This window comes from Acinetobacter lwoffii (assembly GCF_022809915.1).
Lineage (GTDB): Bacteria > Pseudomonadota > Gammaproteobacteria > Pseudomonadales > Moraxellaceae > Acinetobacter > Acinetobacter lwoffii_M.
The window spans coordinates 1-17,585 of sequence record NZ_JALGQY010000010.1 but is presented as its reverse complement, the minus strand read 5'-3'; the positions used below and the strand labels follow the sequence as shown (position 1 = coordinate 17,585).

At 40.3% G+C, this 17,585-nt stretch carries 18 protein-coding genes; all 18 read right to left on the bottom strand.

Annotated elements, in window-relative coordinates:
- Window positions 1–149 precede the first annotated feature (149 nt).
- Window positions 150–605: a GDP-mannose mannosyl hydrolase gene (locus tag MTX11_RS06915; protein WP_243474718.1), complete on the bottom strand. Its 456-nt coding sequence runs from the start codon at window positions 603–605 to the stop codon at window positions 150–152.
- Window positions 606–607: 2 nt separating this feature from the next.
- Window positions 608–1,582: a GDP-L-fucose synthase gene (gene fcl / locus MTX11_RS06910; RefSeq protein WP_243474717.1), complete on the bottom strand. Its 975-nt coding sequence runs from the start codon at window positions 1,580–1,582 to the stop codon at window positions 608–610.
- A 3-nt stretch (window positions 1,583–1,585) separates the two neighbouring features.
- Window positions 1,586–2,704, bottom strand: a complete 1,119-nt coding sequence (gmd, locus tag MTX11_RS06905; RefSeq protein ID WP_243474716.1) for a GDP-mannose 4,6-dehydratase — start codon at window positions 2,702–2,704, stop codon at window positions 1,586–1,588.
- Window positions 2,705–2,728: 24 nt separating this feature from the next.
- A complete protein-coding gene (locus tag MTX11_RS06900) occupies window positions 2,729–3,892 on the bottom strand; it encodes a nucleotide sugar dehydrogenase (RefSeq protein WP_243474753.1) in 1,164 nt (387 codons plus the stop codon).
- Between the two features lie 171 nt (window positions 3,893–4,063).
- A complete protein-coding gene (locus tag MTX11_RS06895) occupies window positions 4,064–5,926 on the bottom strand; it encodes a polysaccharide biosynthesis protein (RefSeq protein WP_243474715.1) in 1,863 nt (620 codons plus the stop codon).
- A gap of 48 nt (window positions 5,927–5,974) precedes the next feature.
- Complete coding sequence (locus MTX11_RS06890; RefSeq protein ID WP_243474714.1) at window positions 5,975–7,150, bottom strand: DegT/DnrJ/EryC1/StrS family aminotransferase; 1,176 nt, start codon at window positions 7,148–7,150, stop codon at window positions 5,975–5,977.
- 16 nt (window positions 7,151–7,166) lie between these two features.
- Window positions 7,167–7,829, bottom strand: coding sequence for a NeuD/PglB/VioB family sugar acetyltransferase (locus MTX11_RS06885; RefSeq protein ID WP_243474713.1), 663 nt, complete (start codon window positions 7,827–7,829; stop codon window positions 7,167–7,169).
- Window positions 7,829–8,431, bottom strand: coding sequence for a sugar transferase (locus MTX11_RS06880; RefSeq protein ID WP_178928371.1), 603 nt, complete (start codon window positions 8,429–8,431; stop codon window positions 7,829–7,831). The genes MTX11_RS06885 and MTX11_RS06880 overlap by 1 nt, the downstream gene beginning before the upstream one ends.
- A 10-nt stretch (window positions 8,432–8,441) precedes the next feature.
- Window positions 8,442–8,981 carry a serine O-acetyltransferase gene (locus tag MTX11_RS06875; RefSeq protein WP_178928370.1) on the bottom strand — a complete coding sequence of 180 codons (540 nt, stop codon included), beginning with the start codon at window positions 8,979–8,981 and terminating at the stop codon, window positions 8,442–8,444.
- 43 nt (window positions 8,982–9,024) lie between these two features.
- Window positions 9,025–10,173 carry a glycosyltransferase family 4 protein gene (locus tag MTX11_RS06870; protein WP_243474711.1) on the bottom strand — a complete coding sequence of 383 codons (1,149 nt, stop codon included), beginning with the start codon at window positions 10,171–10,173 and terminating at the stop codon, window positions 9,025–9,027.
- On the bottom strand, window positions 10,170–11,264 hold the full coding sequence (locus tag MTX11_RS06865; protein ID WP_191112971.1) for a glycosyltransferase: 1,095 nt from the start codon (window positions 11,262–11,264) through the stop codon (window positions 10,170–10,172). Before MTX11_RS06865 ends, MTX11_RS06870 begins: the two co-directional genes overlap by 4 nt.
- Window positions 11,261–12,379: a glycosyltransferase gene (locus tag MTX11_RS06860; protein ID WP_243474710.1), complete on the bottom strand. Its 1,119-nt coding sequence runs from the start codon at window positions 12,377–12,379 to the stop codon at window positions 11,261–11,263. The genes MTX11_RS06865 and MTX11_RS06860 overlap by 4 nt, the downstream gene beginning before the upstream one ends.
- Window positions 12,380–12,412: 33 nt before the next feature.
- Complete coding sequence (locus MTX11_RS06855; RefSeq protein ID WP_191112973.1) at window positions 12,413–12,961, bottom strand: acyltransferase; 549 nt, start codon at window positions 12,959–12,961, stop codon at window positions 12,413–12,415.
- Between the two features lie 104 nt (window positions 12,962–13,065).
- Window positions 13,066–13,659, bottom strand: coding sequence for an acyltransferase (locus MTX11_RS06850; RefSeq protein WP_243474709.1), 594 nt, complete (start codon window positions 13,657–13,659; stop codon window positions 13,066–13,068).
- The gene (locus MTX11_RS06845) at window positions 13,659–14,831 is read right to left on the bottom strand and encodes a lipopolysaccharide biosynthesis protein (RefSeq protein WP_243474708.1); all 1,173 of its coding nucleotides are present in this window, start codon (window positions 14,829–14,831) and stop codon (window positions 13,659–13,661) included. Before MTX11_RS06845 ends, MTX11_RS06850 begins: the two co-directional genes overlap by 1 nt.
- A 10-nt stretch (window positions 14,832–14,841) precedes the next feature.
- Window positions 14,842–15,864, bottom strand: a complete 1,023-nt coding sequence (locus MTX11_RS06840) for an NAD-dependent epimerase/dehydratase family protein (protein ID WP_138743144.1) — start codon at window positions 15,862–15,864, stop codon at window positions 14,842–14,844.
- A 12-nt stretch (window positions 15,865–15,876) separates the two neighbouring features.
- Window positions 15,877–17,154: a Vi polysaccharide biosynthesis UDP-N-acetylglucosamine C-6 dehydrogenase TviB gene (tviB, locus tag MTX11_RS06835; RefSeq protein ID WP_138743143.1), complete on the bottom strand. Its 1,278-nt coding sequence runs from the start codon at window positions 17,152–17,154 to the stop codon at window positions 15,877–15,879.
- A 209-nt stretch (window positions 17,155–17,363) separates the two neighbouring features.
- The coding region (locus tag MTX11_RS06830; protein WP_243474707.1) for an IS3 family transposase at window positions 17,364–17,585 on the bottom strand (222 nt) is incomplete at its 5' end.

Genomic DNA, 17,585 nt, shown 5'->3' with positions numbered 1-17,585 from the left:
AATTTAAAAACAACACCCCCAAAATAGATATTATAAAAAAAGTTAAGTTTAGATAAAAATATGAATCAATAAATAAATGATATAAAAAAAGAAAAAAACAAGTTAATATATAAAAATATGCAAAAAAACTTAATCTGAATACACCCATTTTATTTATTAAACCCACTAAGATAGTTAATGCTATATTTATGTACTGTCATTTCACATGATTCCACCCATTTGATTTCTTCATGTTGATGAAAAAAAACTTCTTCCCCTATATTTTCAAAAATTATTTCATAAGCTAAAACTATATAATGTGTGCTAATAGTATTATCAAAAACACAATCATCATAAAAATGCTCAAACACACCTAAAAACTTGGCATCTGCACGAGTGATGCCCGACTCAATACCAAGCTCCTCGCGTACCAAACGAACAAAAGCATCATCCAAAGTTTCATTTTTACGGACACGCCCACCAGGCACAAACCAATAACCCTTGGCAGGCGCATTAACACGTTTACCTAATAAAACCTCACCCTGCTCATTTCGAACAATCAAATCGATCGAAATCAGCGGAGTATGCTGAATGATGCTTTTAAATGTTTCGTCTGATAACCACATAGTTAAGACCGTGCAGAATCAATATTGTTTAAATACCACTGATAAGCATCACGTAAACCATCTTCTAATGAAATGTTTGCCTTCCAACCTAAATCAGCTAATCGGCTCACATCCATCAGCTTACGTGGTGTACCATCAGGTTTAGTCGCATCAAACTCTAAACAACCTTGGAAGCCTGTCACTTTGGCAATGGTTTCAGCCAATTCACGAATGGTGCAATCAATGCCTGTGCCCACATTAATATGGCTCAACATTGGCTGTGTATTAGCTTTAAAAGTTTCAGCGCCCAATTCCATCACATGAATACTGGCTGCTGCCATATCATCCACATGTAGGAACTCACGCATAGGTGTACCGCTACCCCAAATCGTCACTACCTCAGCATTTTCTTTTACTGCCTCATGAAAACGACGTAACAATGCAGGAATCACATGACTATTTTCTGGGTGGAAGTTATCGTGTGGACCATATAGATTAGTTGGCATTACGCTACGGTAATCACGGCCAAACTGACGATTATAACTTTCACATAATTTAATGCCCGCAATTTTAGCAATAGCATAAGGCTCATTGGTTGCTTCCAATACACCTTGTAGTAATTCAGACTCTACCATAGGCTGTTGGGCAAATTTAGGATAAATACATGATGAACCCAAAAACATCAGCTTCTGAACACCATGTAGATGCGCAGCATGAATGACATTCGCTTCGATCATCAAGTTTTCATAAATAAAATCTGCAGGGTAAGTATTATTGGCATGAATACCACCCACTTTTGCCGCTGCTAAATACACTTGATCAATATTTTGATCTGCAAAGAACTGCTGTACTGCAGCTTGATTACACAAATCTAGTTCAGCACGGGTTGCTGTAATAATGTGCTGGTAACCTTTGGCCTGAAGCTGACGCACAATTGCAGAACCAACCATCCCACGATGGCCAGCCACAAAAATGCGTTGATTTACATCAACTGACATTGCTTAGTGCTCCAAAGATACTGAAACATGATGACCATGTGCTTTTAACAGAGCTACACGTTGTGCTTCTTTAAGGTCTTCTGCCACCATTTCCGCACACATTTCTTGTACGGTAATTTCTGGTGTCCAACCTAATACCTCTTTAGCTTTCGTTGGATCGCCAAGTAAAGTTTCAACTTCTGCAGGACGGAAGTAACGTGGATCCACCGCAACTAATACATCACCTACTTGAACAGATGGAGCTTTATCGCCTTCAACTTTGGTTACAATACCTTTTTCATCTACACCTGAACCTGTGAATTCTAAGGTAATCCCGAGTTCAAGAGCAGACCACTCAATAAATTGACGAACGCTATACTGGACACCAGTTGCAATCACGAAATCTTCAGGCTTATCTTGTTGTAACATCATCCATTGCATACGTACATAGTCTTTCGCATGCCCCCAGTCACGTAAAGAATCCAAGTTACCCATATATAGGCATTGATCCAAACCTTGAGCAATATTAGCTAAACCGCGGGTAATTTTACGAGTAACGAAAGTTTCACCACGACGTGGAGATTCATGGTTAAACAAAATACCATTACAAGCAAACATGCCATATGCTTCACGATAGTTCACTGCAATCCAATACGCATACAGTTTTGCAACAGCATAGGGAGAACGCGGATGGAATGGTGTTGTTTCTTTTTGTGGAATTTCTTGGACTAAACCATAGAGCTCAGACGTAGAAGCTTGATAGAACTTGGTTTTCTTTTCCAAACCTAAGAAACGAATTGCTTCAAGTAAACGCAAAGTACCAATCGCATCAACATCAGCTGTATATTCAGGAGATTCAAATGATACCGCTACATGTGACTGTGCACCTAAGTTATACACTTCATCTGGCTGTACTTCCGCTAAAATACGGGTCAAGTTTGATGAGTCGGTTAAATCACCGTAATGTAAATGCAGGCGAGCATGTGACTCATGCGGATCTTGATAGATATGGTCAATACGTTGTGTATTAAACAAAGATGAACGACGTTTAATACCATGAACTTCATAGCCTTTTTCTAGTAAGAATTCTGCAAGGTATGAACCATCTTGACCCGTAATACCTGTAATTAATGCTTTTTTCATTTGTATAAAATCTCAAGATAAAAATTAGTTATCGCCAAATAAATCACGTGTAAACACTTTGTCTAGCACATCATCCAAATCAGAAACCATACGATTTGCCACAATCACATCTGCTCGTCTTTTAAACTCTGTAAAGTCTTTTAAAACCTTAGAGTTATAAAAATCATCTTGTGCCAAACTAGGTTCAAAAATAATGACCTCTATGCCTTTTGCCTTCAAACGCTTCATAATGCCTTGAATTGCAGATTGCCTAAAGTTATCACTACCTGCTTTCATCACAAGACGGTAAATACCAACTACTCTTGGCTCTCGTTTTAAAATTTCATCCGCAATAAAATCTTTACGTGTAGTATTTGATTGAATAATGGCTGAAATTAAACTTTGTGGCACGTCTTGATAATTTGCTAAAAGCTGCTTGGTATCTTTTGGGAGACAATAACCACCATAACCAAAAGAAGGATTGTTATAATGTGTTCCAATACGTGGGTCTAAACCTACTGCCTGAATAATGTCTTTACTATTTAATCCACGTAAAGCACAGTAACTATCTAATTCATTGAAGTAAGCAACACGCATCGCTAAATAAGTATTTGAGAATAACTTTACTGCTTCTGCTTCAGTTGAATCCATTAATGCAATATCAACTTCTGGCTTTAGACTTGCACTTTTAAAAAGTTCAGCAATTTTTTGCCCCACTTCACTTTTATCTCCAACGACAATGCGTGATGGATATAAATTATCAAATAAGGCTTTGCCTTCACGTAAAAATTCAGGTGAAAAGACAATTTTAAGATTTGGAAAAAGCGTTTGAACTTTCTTGGTAAAACCAACAGGAATTGTTGATTTAATAATAGTAACTGCCGAAGTCTCTAACAAATTTAGATCATTTAAAACCTGTTCGATTGAACTTGTATCAAAATAATTTGTTTTTTCATCATAATTGGTCGGTGTAGCAATAATGATATAGTCAGCATCTTTATATGCTTCTGATTTATCTAAAGTCGCCTTAAAGTTAATTTCCTTCAATAGGTATTTTTCAATCAACTGGTCTTGAATCGGTGATTTTTTTTCTTGTAATAGTCTTACACGGCTTTCATCAATATCCAATGCAATTACTTGATGCTGTTGGCTAAAAAGCATTGCGTTCGAAAGCCCTACATACCCTGTGCCAACAACGGCCAACTTCAACATGAATATATCTACCTTTTTAATCAATTTGCATAAACCATTAATATAATGTAGGTTTAATTTTAGGTATCGAAACTATATCAAAAGCTGAATTAAATGAGTAGCTGTTTATCCCAATTTTGGAAGTTAAAATCAGCCTATAAAGCAAATAAAAGCTATATTAATTCATAATTAATAAGACTTTTTCTGATATACATAGCCATCGACACACTTCTCTAAAACATCGTAAATATAGTCTAATTGGATTTGTTCTAAGCAACTAATATTCAATTCTTGAAAGATAAAGTCTATCTTTGAATAGTCAAAATACTTCTCAAAAGACTTCAAAATCCTCTGATGCTCTGTTGCTTTTACCCCTTCAGCATCAATCAATAATTCTTCATATAACTTTTCACCCGGACGTAAGCCAGTAAACTGAATTTCAATATCACCTACCCTATTTTCATCTATAGGACGGAATCCACTGAGGCGAATCATTTGTCGAGCTAAATCAACAATCTTTACTGACTCCCCCATATCGAGTAAAAATACATCACCACCAGTCCCCATTGCACCCGCTTGAATCACAAGTTGCGCCGCTTCAGGAATGGTCATAAAGTAACGCGTCACTTCAGGATGGGTCACTGTCACAGGGCCACCTTGCGCAATTTGCTTTTTAAAAAGTGGAACGACAGAACCTGATGAACCCAGAACATTCCCAAAACGTACTATACTAATTTGAGTCTTTGGATGGGTCGCAGCTAAACCCTGACAATACAGCTCTGCCATACGTTTGGAAGCACCCATCACATTGGTTGGCCGAACAGCTTTATCTGTTGAAATAAGCACAAAAGTTTCCACACCTTGTGCCACAGCAGCATCTACACTGCACTGTGTCCCGATAGAAGTGTTATAAATTCCTTCAAAAGGATTGGCTTCTACCAACGGCACATGCTTATAAGCTGCTGCATGATAAACGGTCTGAACATGATATTCAGAAATAATACGTTCTAATTTTTGTTGATTTGTAACAGAACCTAAAATAGGAACAATATGAACACCTACGCTTTGTAACTCTCGATCTATCGAATACAAAGCAAATTCTGACATTTCAAACAACACAACTAATTTAGGCTGATGCTTAACAATTTGACGACACAATTCCGAACCTATAGATCCGCCCGCCCCAGTCACCATCACCACTTTGTTTTTAATATTTTTTTCTAACAGCTCTGGTTTCGGTGGTACAGGATCACGACCAAGCAAATCAATAATATCCACTTCACGAATATCAGAGACTTTCACTTTGCCATCCACCAATTGGGTGACACCAGGCAATTCCATAATTTTCACATCAGTTGCATCAAAGGATTCAATAATTTCCTTTTTACGAGCACGTCCAACTGACGGCATTGCAAGTAGCACTTCCTCAATGCCAAATTTTCCAAGTTTACGCTGGGCTTTTTGCGGTGAATAAATTTTTAAACCACTTAAAGACTGACCACGAAGCGATTTTTTATCATCAATAAAACATACAGGTAAATAATCATCCGAGCGATTTAAAGCTGCCGCAATTTGTTGACCTGCAAGTCCTGCACCATAGATTGCCACATGTTTACGGGTTTGTTTTTTAGCAAAGGTTTTCAGTGTTACGTAACGAATGACTGCACGACTCCACCACATGTATGAAAACAGCATAAAGCCGTACATAAGTGGAATACTCATGGGAATAAAGGCGACATCTAATTTTTTAATGCTATATAACGCAACAATCTGAATAAATGTCCCGATACTAATGCGCAGTAAATAATCTTCATTAAATGAACGTACAATCGCGCGATAAATACCAAGAAAAGCAAAAACAACAACGCCAAAGATCGCAACGTAAATATACCAAGCTTCAATCCCTTGCATCACTGTAACGTTTGGACGTGCCAAACGAATGGCATATGCTAACCACATCATGAGTGGCAACACACACAGATCCATACTCACCAAAACAACTTGTTTTTGGCGACGCGGTAAAGATGCAATGGATCGAATAAAATCTTTCATTGAGGCTCAGTATAGGGGCTGAAAAAGCACGGCGTATTATACGCTGTTTTAGGCTTGAATCTTAGTGATCACGCTTTGAATCGCATGCACTGTTTTTTGCATACTCTCTTCAGACAAGGTTGGATGCACCAAGAACATCAAACTTGTTTCGCCTAATTGTCTAGCATTGAGTAAAGCCTGCTGGGGTCGCCAAGGTGTGCCATCAAAAGCTTTTTCTAAATAAACTTCTGAGCATGAACCACTGAAACATGGTACATCATGCTGATTAATTTCAGCCATAATGCGATCACGTGACCAACCTTCTGGCAAAGCATCAATATTCACTTGCACATAACATTTATAGGCCGCATGCACATAATCGCTAGAAGGTTTTACCACTGAAAAACAAGGACTATTTTCAAATTGAGCTTGAATGCGTGCCATATTGGCATTGCGTTTTGCAGTCCATTCAGGCATTTCTTTGAGTTGCAAACGACCAATCACCGCTTGCATTTCCATCATGCGCCAGTTGGTGCCGAAGGAATCGTGCAACCAACGGAAACCCGGTGAATGTTGTGTGTGATACACGCTATCAAAATTTTTACCGTGATCTTTGTATGACCACATTTTTTTCCAAAGATTCTCATCGTTGGTGGTGACCATTCCCCCTTCACCGCCGGTGGTCATAATCTTGTCTTGGCAGAATGACCACGCGCCAATATGACCAATTGAGCCAGCAGGCTTGCCTTTATACATCGCCCCATGTGCTTGAGCACAATCTTCAATCACGAAGATACCTTTTTCTTCAGCCAACTGCATGATTGGATCCATATCACACATCCAACCTGCCAAATGCACACAGATAATCGCTTTGGTATTTGGTGTTAGAACCGCGTCAATAGTACGGCGTGAGATATTTTGTGAATCGAGTTCCACATCAGCAAAAATAGGATTGGCACCTGCGGTCACAATCGAGCTTGCTGAAGCCAAGAACGTTCGTGAAGTGACAATCACATCATCGCCTGCGCCAATACCTAAAGCTTTGAGAGCTAAATCCAGTGCCACCGTGCCATTTGCCACGGCAACGGCGTGTTTCGTTCCTGCAAACTGTGCAAATTCCTTTTCAAATTCACGGCATTCCTGACCTGTCCAATAATTCACTTTATTGGATAAAAGGACCTTAGACACCGCATCGGCTTCTGCTTGGGTAAAGCTTGGCCAAGGCTCAAATGCACTGTTTAACATGGAATTTTCCTAAAACTTATTGCTGTAAAGTGCTGATAATCCGCACAGGATTACCCACCACTGTTGCGCCCGCAGGGACACTTTTGGTGACCACGGCGCCCATGCCGACAATCGCACCTTTGCCAATCACTAAAGGCTGATCAGGTGTACCCTGCTTAATCATGGCACCTGCGCCAATATAGGCATGGTCATGAATATGAATATTACCGTTGCATTTTACGCCTGGCGCAAAGGTAACGAAATCCCCAATCACGCAATCATGCTCCACATAGCTATATAAATTAGCATGGAAGCATTTGCCGATTTTAATATTCGAAGTAATGGTGACAAATGGACTTAAGGCTGAACCTGCCGCGATTTGAATCTCATCCATCAAAATGGCGTTATCGGCAGAGATTGACCAAAGTCCAATGCCATCCACTTCTAAACGATGAGCAATTTTTTCTCGTACCCGACTATTGGCAATCGCAATTTGCACGTATTTTTTAGATGCCGACTCATTTAAAAAGTCTTGATAGTTCATGGCACGATGACCATTCACTAGACTAATTTCTGTCAAAGCATCATCAATAAAGACAATTTCAGAAGTATTTTGTTCACGTGCTAATTGCTGACGCGCAACAGGCATCAAACTGCGTCCACAACCTGAAGCGCCATAAATCGCATAGAGTGTTGTCATTATTTTTGTTCCGGTGTGCTGGTAAATTTCGTCATGGTTGCCTCACCTTCGGCGCTGATATCATCCTTGGCAATCACTTTTTTTATTGTTTTTAGCATGATCTTAAAATCGAGCCACAGCGATTGATGTTCAACATACCATGTATCGAGCTCGAATTTCTTTTCCCATGAAATGGCGTTACGCCCATTCACTTGCGCATAACCGGTGATGCCCGGACGCACGTTATGACGTTTGGCTTGTTGCTCATTATATAAAGGCAGATATTCCATCAATAAGGGACGTGGCCCAACGATGCTCATATCACCTTTAATCACGTTCCACAATTCAGGCATTTCATCCAAACTGGTTGCACGAAGCATTTTCCCAAAGGGGGTGAGACGCTCACTGTCGGGTAATGGATTGCCCTCAGCATCCAGTGCATCTTTCATGGTGCGGAACTTAATCATTTCAAAAGGTTTTCCATGTAAACCCGGACGAACTTGACGAAATAGCACAGGCGAACCTAAATTCTTTTTCACTTTATGAGCAACAGCGAAATATACCGGTGATAACAGGATTAAAGCGGTTGAAGCAACCGTAATATCAATGATACGTTTTAACATCATCTGCACCTTATAGATCTGTCCAACGTCTATTCACCAATCCGCCTGGATTATTCCTATTCAACACTTTCGCATAATTACCCGCAGCAGTGGCACCTTCAGGAATATCCTTGGTGACAACACTCCCTGCGCCAATCGTTGCATTAGCACCAATTTTAACATGGTCAATAATACAGACCTGTGGCCCAATATAAACGTTATCGCCAATTTCAGCAGCCTGACGACCACCATTTGCCCCAATAGTGGTAAATTGCGATAAATTCACATTATTCCCAATGATCGTGGAAGGATTTACAACCAGCGGACCGCCATGACCGATATAGAGGCCATAGCCGATCTGGGTCGTAATATGAATATCGATTCCATATTTTTTCTTTTTATAATAATAAACGGGATAGGCAAATTTTGCCCAGAACGATTTAGAACTGGCTAAACGCAACCAAAATGAAAAGTTAAAACCACGATTAAATAAATAGTTTTTTAAAAATAGTTGAAAGCTGATCTTGCCCGTATATCGATACAAATCACTTTTGATATATTTCAAAATCATAAGATCACCTCTGAATTATTCATCCTATCTAACCACTGCCCGGTCATGGTTGAGAAATTAGTTGCATCTCTGTCAGCATATGCTGATTCACCTGATGTACATCATATTTATTTAAAGCGATTTCCCGCGAACGCTGTCCCATAGACTCAATCAATTTTGGATCTTCAATAAAGTACTGCATGGCTTGTACCAGATCATCGACCGATTTCACCCCAACGAGATAGCCATTCACGCCATTCGAAACCGTTTCACGGCAGCCCGGCGCATCGGTAGTAATCACTGCACGCCCCATGGCCATCGCCTCTAAAACCGTACGCGGTGTACCTTCACGATAAGATGGCAACACATACACCGAACTTTCCGCAATAGCAGGACGGACATCACGGAGCTTACCCCAATATTTCAGGCGACCATCGGCAATCCACTCATCAAGTTCTGCTTGTGAAATAGCTGATGGATTGTCATCAATCCAACCGACTAAATGAAAGTCTGCTTCAGGATATTGTGCTTTGATGATCCGTGCCGATTCGGCATATTCACGCACACCTTTATCACCTAAGAGGCGTGCAATGAGTAAAAATGACGCTCTCAGCTGACCTTGCGCATTTTTCGGCAATGGCATGATATCAAAGTCTTGTACATTGACACCTGAACCATTTACCACCACAGTCAGTTTATGGGCTTCAAGTAAATGCATGTCTTGAAATAGTTTTAAGTCATCCGGATTTTGAAAAAACACTTTGTCGCTATATTTTAAAGCTTGGGCATATAAGCTATGCACCATTTTTTGAAACAGACTGCGCTTGCCTGACTCCACATTTTGAAAGGCATAACCCAGACCAGTAATTAAAGCAAAACGATGTGGCACTTTTGCCAACCATGATGCAAGCATGCCGTAAATTACCGGTTTAATGGTATAAGACAACACATAGTCCGGCTGAATGTGACGAATTTGCTGATACAAGTTTTTAAGCAGTCTTAAATCAGCAATTAGATTGGTGCCAGTACGTTGCATTGGAATTTCATGCAGGTGATAACCCAATGCTTCAAGTTTTTGCAGTTCTTCCGGAAAGCTAGCAAATTCAGGTGCCATGATGTGAATTTCATAGTCTTGAGTAGCAATCTCTTTCAATAATTTGCCACGAAAATTCAGCACTGATGGCAAGAAACTACTAATCATTAAAAATTTCATACCTGTTGACTCCACACCTGCATATATTGATGGCTGACATTGTCAATACTGAAATTCTGCTCGACTCGTTTACGGGTCGCTTGTTTTAAGCCTTGTTTTTCTGCTGGTGCTTTTTGTACATAAGCCAAAATTGCCTCTGCCAAGGCTTGTGCATTGCGTGGTGGCACAATTGATCCTAATTCCTGCACAATGTATTTGGCATCACCCACATCGGTACTGATACAGGGCAAACCCGATGCCATCGCTTCCACCAGCACATTTGGAAAACCTTCGGTAATCGAGGTCATGAGGAATACATCAATCGATTGGTAAAAGACTGGCATATCCGAAATTTGATCCAGCAGATGCACCTTTTGGCTGTTCAATTGATACTGCTCAAACAAAACTTTTACTTCGGGATGATCTAAGTTTGCTCCGCTACCTGCAATTTTAAAAATGATGTTTTCATTTTTGAGCAACCCCATGGTTTCAAATAAATATGGGTAACCTTTGGCATGTCGATAATTACCAGCAAATCCAATCACCATCGGTTCATGCAACTGTAGATTAGGCTGAAATTTATCGAGAAACACCCCATTGGCAATCACATGCTGGTTGGCATTTTGAAAACCAAAATCAGCATGTTGTTGCTTAGAAGAATGCGCACAATAAATAATGGCTCTGGGCTGTTTCGATAAAACCCTACTTAAAACCAAAGCAATTTTAGTACTGATCGATTCATCTTTTGGGGATGCAAGCGAATGATGAATTCCCCAGACCACATTTGGCTTCTGGGCTAAACCGATGACACTGAGACTGGTCAATGCATTGGCGTGGTACATCCAGCATTGCACAGTTTTCGGCTGTAATTGTTTCAGTAAGCCACGTAATTTTTGAATCGTGCCTAAGGTATTTAAGCCATTCCACTGCAATGCATAATGTGACTGACAACGATCGAGTGTGCTTTGATATACATCCGATGTTTTCATCAAACTAATGATCACATGCTGATACTGATTTTCAGTAAATTGAATCAAACGTGCCAACATCATTTCCGCACCACCGACGCCTGCAAAATTGGTGATCACATGCACCATTAACGGCTTGCTCATGATGCAGACTCCATCATGCTTAAATACTGTTTCAGCACGGTGTGTTTATGGAATTGCTGTATATGAGCTGTAAAGTCGGCATCTGAGTATTGCACATACTCCGCAAAAATCGCTTTTTGCATCGCTTGGGTCAGACCTATTTGATCATTACATTCGACCAATAAGCCAAATTTAGCATACTCTAAAATTTCACGTGGACCACTTGGGCAATCGGTACTCACGACTTTGACTTTTGACGCCAATGCCTGAATCAGCACCCCCGGCAAACCTTCCCAATTCGAACTTAAAACAAACAGCGATGCATATTTAAAATAGGCATAGGGGTTGGCATCAAAACCGGGTAAATCCACAGCATCTTTTAAACCTAATTCAGCCACCAAAGTTTCAAACTCTGTGCGTAATTCACCTTCACCTAAAATAATCAAGCGTGTATCTGCATGCTGATCACGTAAAGCTTTAAAAGCTCGAATTAGGAAACCAAAATTCTTGGCTTCGGTCAAACGCCCGACTGCCAAAATAACTTTGTTGCTGTCATTAAAAAATTTGTGTGTGACAGGAGCTTTTAGTTTTTCAAAATAGGTATCATCTAAAACTGGATTATAAATGCTACTTAGATTCTTGTTTTTATAAGCATAATATTCACGAAAATCAGCTTCAACACCTTTAGACACACAGACCACTTGTTGTGCCATCGGATACGTCCAATTCACCAAAGTTTTGAGCACAAACTTGGCGATGCCCTGTAATTTCATGTTTTTCGACGGCGTAGAGACTTCACGCAAGATTAACCGTGTTTGAACGCCTGCCAATTTTTTCGCAATGCCTGCCACAATATTGGTATGGGTTTGTGTCGCAACAACGCAATCATATTGTTCGGCTTTCATGTTTATTTTTAAGGGGGTGATGCTATTCATCACTCGGCCACAATCAAAATTCACCAAGTCAATTTTTGCGCTCACTTCAGGTAATAGTTTAGCTTTTTCACCACTCAGATCGCACACGCCCAAATGAATCTTCAGCCCTTGTTCAGCAAAACTGTTGGCAAGTTGAATGACCGTACGTTCTGCACCACCACCGCCCAAGCTTGGCAAAAAGAACATGACTTTATTCAACATAATCCAACCTAAATAACATGAAATGGGAGAGCATTAATCTGAGGTTTTTGAGGCTTGAATTGCCATGGCACGTTCTACACGCTCATGATAATCGGTGATATCAACCAAGTCGCTGTCACTGGCACAGGTGCTTTGAATTTTGGCTTGATAATCGGCAAAGCTCGACACCACTTTGGCTGGCACCCCAATCGCCACACTATGGTCAGGAATGTCTTTGGTCACCACCGAACCTGCACCAATCACCACATTCGAGCCAATCTTTACACCCGGCATAATAATCGTATTTACCCCAATAAACACATGCGAGCCGATCTGAATCGGGGCAAAACGTTGATAGCGTTTACCATGAGCATCTTTGACCAAACAGGTACTGCCATCATGGGTAATAAACTTTACCCCTGAAGTCACAGTCACATGATCACCAATGGAAACTAAAAACGGTTCTGAGCCCCAATTTTTAATATAGATTCGACAGTTTTCACCGACCTTCACCCCTTTTCTACGTGCAAAAGCCACACTGCCCTTAGCCATAAAATAAGCTAAATCAAACAGCTGTCGAGAAGCAGAAACAATCAATGCCATATACATGACCTATATCAGGTTCTAAAAAAGAGGAAAAATCGCTGGATATTTTACGCTGAAAATTCGCTTTAGGATATGAATGTCCAAGTCACATGAAACTTGCTTTAAAATGCTTTGATTTTTTTGACAGGACTGCCGACATAAACACCCGCCTCATCAAGCGGTTTAGACACCAAACTACAAGCACCAATCACGCTATTGCTTGGAATCGTTACGCCATCTAAAACTGTCACACGTGCGCCAAGCCAAATGTTTTCACCTAAACTGACACCGAGTTTGGTAATCGCATCTTTGACCAAAAGATCAGGCTCACCAAATTTATGATTACTCGCAATAATAATACTTTGTGTACCAATACGGGTGTTATCACCAATCGTGACGCCACCACAGCCATTGATATACGACTTGGAATTCATACTGACATCTTTACCAATTGAAACCTTGCCGCCAAAGCATTTGATATAGCAGTTTTCACCAATAAAACTGTTGTCGGCAATTTCTAACACCGCACCATTTTCAACAATTAAACTGACATGATCGCCAATATAAACATTGTTGCCGATCTTCACTTTTCCACGAATATCAACCGTACAGCCTTTGCCGAAATAGCGAAACTTCGTACCAAAAGCCAGGTTATAAAATTGTTGACGACATTGTGCAGTGAACCAACTCATCAGTTTTAGTAGTTTTAAAAACATCAGTTTTTGTTTCTCCACACCACATATAAAATGGCAAAGTTATAGATGATCAGCGCCACAGGGACCGCTAACAGCATATAAATTTTATCGTCAAATAAAACATATAAGCCTGCAAATAATACAAATTTGATGATCAGTTCAATGATTTGCAATTTAAATAAAACGTGGCTGTTGCGCTTGGCAATCAGAAAAGCCGAGCTTGGTGGATTACAGAAAATCGCCCAATAGCCCAAAGCTAAAATTTGAAAATACGTTGAAATACCAACCCACTCCCTGCCAAAAATCCATAAATAAACTGATTCAGGCAGAATTAAAAATATCACAAATAAGGGCAGTGAAACCAGACTAAGCAGCACACTCGCCTTGAGTGCATTTTGATTGGATTCTGTGTTTTTAAATTGACGAATAAAGAACTGACGCAAGGTTTGCGAAATCAGGTTGATTGGCACACGCAAAGTACGCTCGACAATGGCATAGAAACCCATCGCCTGCACACCCACAAAATGCGATACCACATAATAAGGCAAATTATGCGAAAAACTATTCAGCAAGGCATGTCGCGTATTGCTATAAATAAAGTCTTTATAATTTTTAAAGGCCTGCCAACTGACTTGATACAGTTGATGCTTCATGAAATAGATCAGCACCACCACAATCATGATGATCGAGCTGACGTTATAGCTATTCACCAAACTGATCTGCATGACCAATGGTAAAGACAGTTGAACCGCTACAACTAGGGTACTGCGAAAAATATTTAAACCTGCGCAGAAATATTCTTGATGGGTGGAAAATTGATAATTATACAGACTTTGAATTAGTGTATTGGCAAGCACACCAGCCGCCACAGCAAAAGCCATTTCAACGTTTAAAATAAAGCTGATGACCATGCCACTGATCACAGCAATGACTGTAGAGAACACGGCCCCTTCAAAAATCAGGCTTTTTTTATCCTGTTTTTCTGCCACCAATAAGGCTTGATCAAGGCGTAAATTCGCTACCGTCGATAAAATACTAACGATAGCTAAAGCAATACCGTAAACACCAAAGTCAGCAACAGAATATAGACGTGTCAAAACAGGAAGTGCGATAAATGTGATTATCGCACCTGCCAGTAAACTTAAAGTAATCAGTCCAATCGACCGATACTTTGCGAACAGTTTCGCAATCATTCAAGCATCATCATTTCAAATTATTGACGTACCAACGCATCGCCAATTGAATGCCTTCAGCAATTTTAAATTCAGGTACATAACCCAAGTGTTGCTGAATTTTGTCGATACTCGCTTGTGAATGACGTACATCCCCGGCACGAAAATCACGGTATACAGGATCACGCTCAAACTGTACATCGTTGCTCGCAAGCGCAGATTGAATGGCACGATACAAATCATTGAGCGTGGTACGGTCACCTACAGCCACGTTATAGACCTGATTTTTTGCTTCATCCGATGCTGTCGCCGCCAAAATATTGGCTTGCACGGTATTATCAATGAAACAGAAATCACGACTGGTTTCACCATCACCATTGATGAAAACATCTTTATCAGCAATCATCGATGCTATCCATTTAGGAATCACCGCTGCATAAGCACCATTTGGATCCTGACGTTTACCAAAAACATTAAAGTAACGCAGACCAATCGCTTTAAAACCGTAGCTACGTGCAAAAACATCCGCATACAGTTCATTGACATACTTGGTTACCGCATATGGTGACAATGGATTACCAATGTTTTTTTCGACTTTTGGTAATGCAGGATGATCGCCATAGGTTGAGCTACTTGCGGCATAGGTAAAACTTGCCACACCCACATCACGTGCTGCGCTCAGCATATTCAAAAAACCACTGATATTGGTGTCATTGGTGGTAATTGGGTCGGCAATTGAGCGAGGTACTGAACCAAGTGCAGCTTGATGCAAGACATAATCCACTCCTGCACAGGCTCTTTGGCAATCTTCGAACTTGCGGATATCGCCTTCAATAAAGCTGAATTTTGCCCATTGTTCCACAGACACCAAGCTTTGCACTTCATTCAGGTTATGCTGATGACCAGTAGCAAAGTTGTCTAACCCCACCACAGTTTGATCAAGCTTCAGTAAAGTTTCTAGAAGATTGGAACCGATAAAACCAGCAACACCTGTCACGAGCCATGTTTTCGGCTGAGCTTGGAGTTGCTCACATACCTGTTGATACTGATTCATGAAGATGTCCTATTACAAACGAAGGTCAGATTCAGACTGACTTAATACATATTTCAAGTCATACAGCACGTGATTGACTTTACCTAGCGCACGGATTGCATCAACACCCATCGCTTTAAATTGCTCATGTGCAACCGCCAAAATCACAGCATCATATTGACCGTTTTCAAGAGTTTGCACTGGGGTAATACCATATTCATGCTGTGCTTCTGATGCATCCACCCATGGATCATAGACATCGGCTTGAATGTGATATTCCTGAAGCTCATGCACAATATCAATGATTTTGGTATTACGAATATCAGGACAGTTTTCTTTAAAGCTCAAGCCCAGCACCAAAACTTTCGCACCTTCAACCTGAATTTTTTTCTTGATCATGCCTTTAACAAGCTGAGTCACCACATAAGCACCCATGCCATCATTGAGACGACGACCAGCTAAGATAATTTCAGGATGGTAGCCAATCGACTGCGCTTTATGGGTTAGGTAGTATGGATCAACGCCGATACAGTGACCACCCACCAGACCGGGACGGAACGGCAAGAAGTTCCATTTGGTGCCTGCCGCTTGAAGTACTGCTTCGGTGTCGATCTCCATTTTATTAAAGATCACAGCCAGTTCATTGATCAATGCAATGTTGACGTCACGCTGGGTGTTTTCAATCACTTTTGCCGCTTCAGCGACTTTAATACTTGGTGCCTTATGCGTGCCTGCTTCAATGATCAGGTTATAGACTTCATCGACAAAATCAGCGACTTCTGGAGTGGAGCCTGAGGTAATTTTAAGAATATTGGTCACACGGTGCAGTTTATCACCCGGATTAATACGCTCAGGGCTGTAACCTGCAAAGAAGTCTTGGTTAAATTTCAAACCTGAAACTTGCTCAAGCACAGGAATACAGATTTCTTCTGTCGCACCCGGATAAACCGTTGACTCATACACCACGATATCGTTTTTTTTCAAAACCTTGCCAATACTTTGAGAAGCTTTAACAAGGGGTGTTAAATCTGGACGTTTATATTCGTCAATTGGCGTTGGGACAGTCACGATAAAAAAATTACAGTCTTTTAAATCTTCTAATTGTGTGCTGTAGGTCAATTGTGTTGCTTGTGCTAATTCTTTGGGAGAGACTTCTAAAGTATGATCTTTACCAGATTTGAGTTCATCAATACGTTTTTGATAAATATCAAAGCCCACAACCGGAACTTTTTTACCAAATTCAACGGCTAACGGCAAACCGACATAGCCTAATCCAATAATGGCAACTTTCACTTCCGAGAGTTTTAGCATCAATCTAAACCTTGAATTTTGATGAATCTAACAATATAAACTAAAGTGATAAATAGAATCACTTTGCTGAGTATTTTATTATACTTTTATTAAAAAAAGTGGCCTGCTCCCATTATCCCAGATAAATATCATCCAATTTTAATACTGCCACAATACTCCTCATACTCAAGTTGTCACTGAAATTTAAGTAGCTTAGGTACACTTTGATCCTAGACAGTATCGTGGACAACCAGCCCCTCTAAACTTTTAATATATTTCTGTTCAAAGGCTTCTGGACTTAACCAGCCGTTTGCAGAATGTCTTCTGACTCGATTGTAATAAATTTCAATATAGTCAAACAAGACAGCATTCGCTTCTTTTCGAGTCGAAAACACACTGCCATGTACCACATGACCTTTTAATGTATGAAAGAAGCTTTCAGTCACTGCATT

Coding starts and splice junctions, on each gene's coding strand:
- MTX11_RS06850 (WP_243474709.1), bottom strand. CDS start 13,659: ATGTTTTTAAAACTACTAAAACTGATGAGTTGGTTCACTGCACAATGT.
- MTX11_RS06860 (WP_243474710.1), bottom strand. CDS start 12,379: ATGTTGAATAAAGTCATGTTCTTTTTGCCAAGCTTGGGCGGTGGTGGT.
- MTX11_RS06895 (WP_243474715.1), bottom strand. CDS start 5,926: ATGAAAGATTTTATTCGATCCATTGCATCTTTACCGCGTCGCCAAAAA.
- MTX11_RS06885 (WP_243474713.1), bottom strand. CDS start 7,829: ATGACAACACTCTATGCGATTTATGGCGCTTCAGGTTGTGGACGCAGT.
- gmd (WP_243474716.1), bottom strand. CDS start 2,704: ATGAAAAAAGCATTAATTACAGGTATTACGGGTCAAGATGGTTCATAC.
- MTX11_RS06855 (WP_191112973.1), bottom strand. CDS start 12,961: ATGGCATTGATTGTTTCTGCTTCTCGACAGCTGTTTGATTTAGCTTAT.
- MTX11_RS06890 (WP_243474714.1), bottom strand. CDS start 7,150: ATGTTAAACAGTGCATTTGAGCCTTGGCCAAGCTTTACCCAAGCAGAA.
- MTX11_RS06915 (WP_243474718.1), bottom strand. CDS start 605: ATGTGGTTATCAGACGAAACATTTAAAAGCATCATTCAGCATACTCCG.
- MTX11_RS06880 (WP_178928371.1), bottom strand. CDS start 8,431: ATGTTAAAACGTATCATTGATATTACGGTTGCTTCAACCGCTTTAATC.
- tviB (WP_138743143.1), bottom strand. CDS start 17,154: ATGCTAAAACTCTCGGAAGTGAAAGTTGCCATTATTGGATTAGGCTAT.
- MTX11_RS06865 (WP_191112971.1), bottom strand. CDS start 11,264: ATGAGCAAGCCGTTAATGGTGCATGTGATCACCAATTTTGCAGGCGTC.
- fcl (WP_243474717.1), bottom strand. CDS start 1,582: ATGTCAGTTGATGTAAATCAACGCATTTTTGTGGCTGGCCATCGTGGG.
- MTX11_RS06870 (WP_243474711.1), bottom strand. CDS start 10,173: ATGAAATTTTTAATGATTAGTAGTTTCTTGCCATCAGTGCTGAATTTT.
- MTX11_RS06840 (WP_138743144.1), bottom strand. CDS start 15,864: ATGAATCAGTATCAACAGGTATGTGAGCAACTCCAAGCTCAGCCGAAA.
- MTX11_RS06845 (WP_243474708.1), bottom strand. CDS start 14,831: ATGATTGCGAAACTGTTCGCAAAGTATCGGTCGATTGGACTGATTACT.
- MTX11_RS06875 (WP_178928370.1), bottom strand. CDS start 8,981: ATGATTTTGAAATATATCAAAAGTGATTTGTATCGATATACGGGCAAG.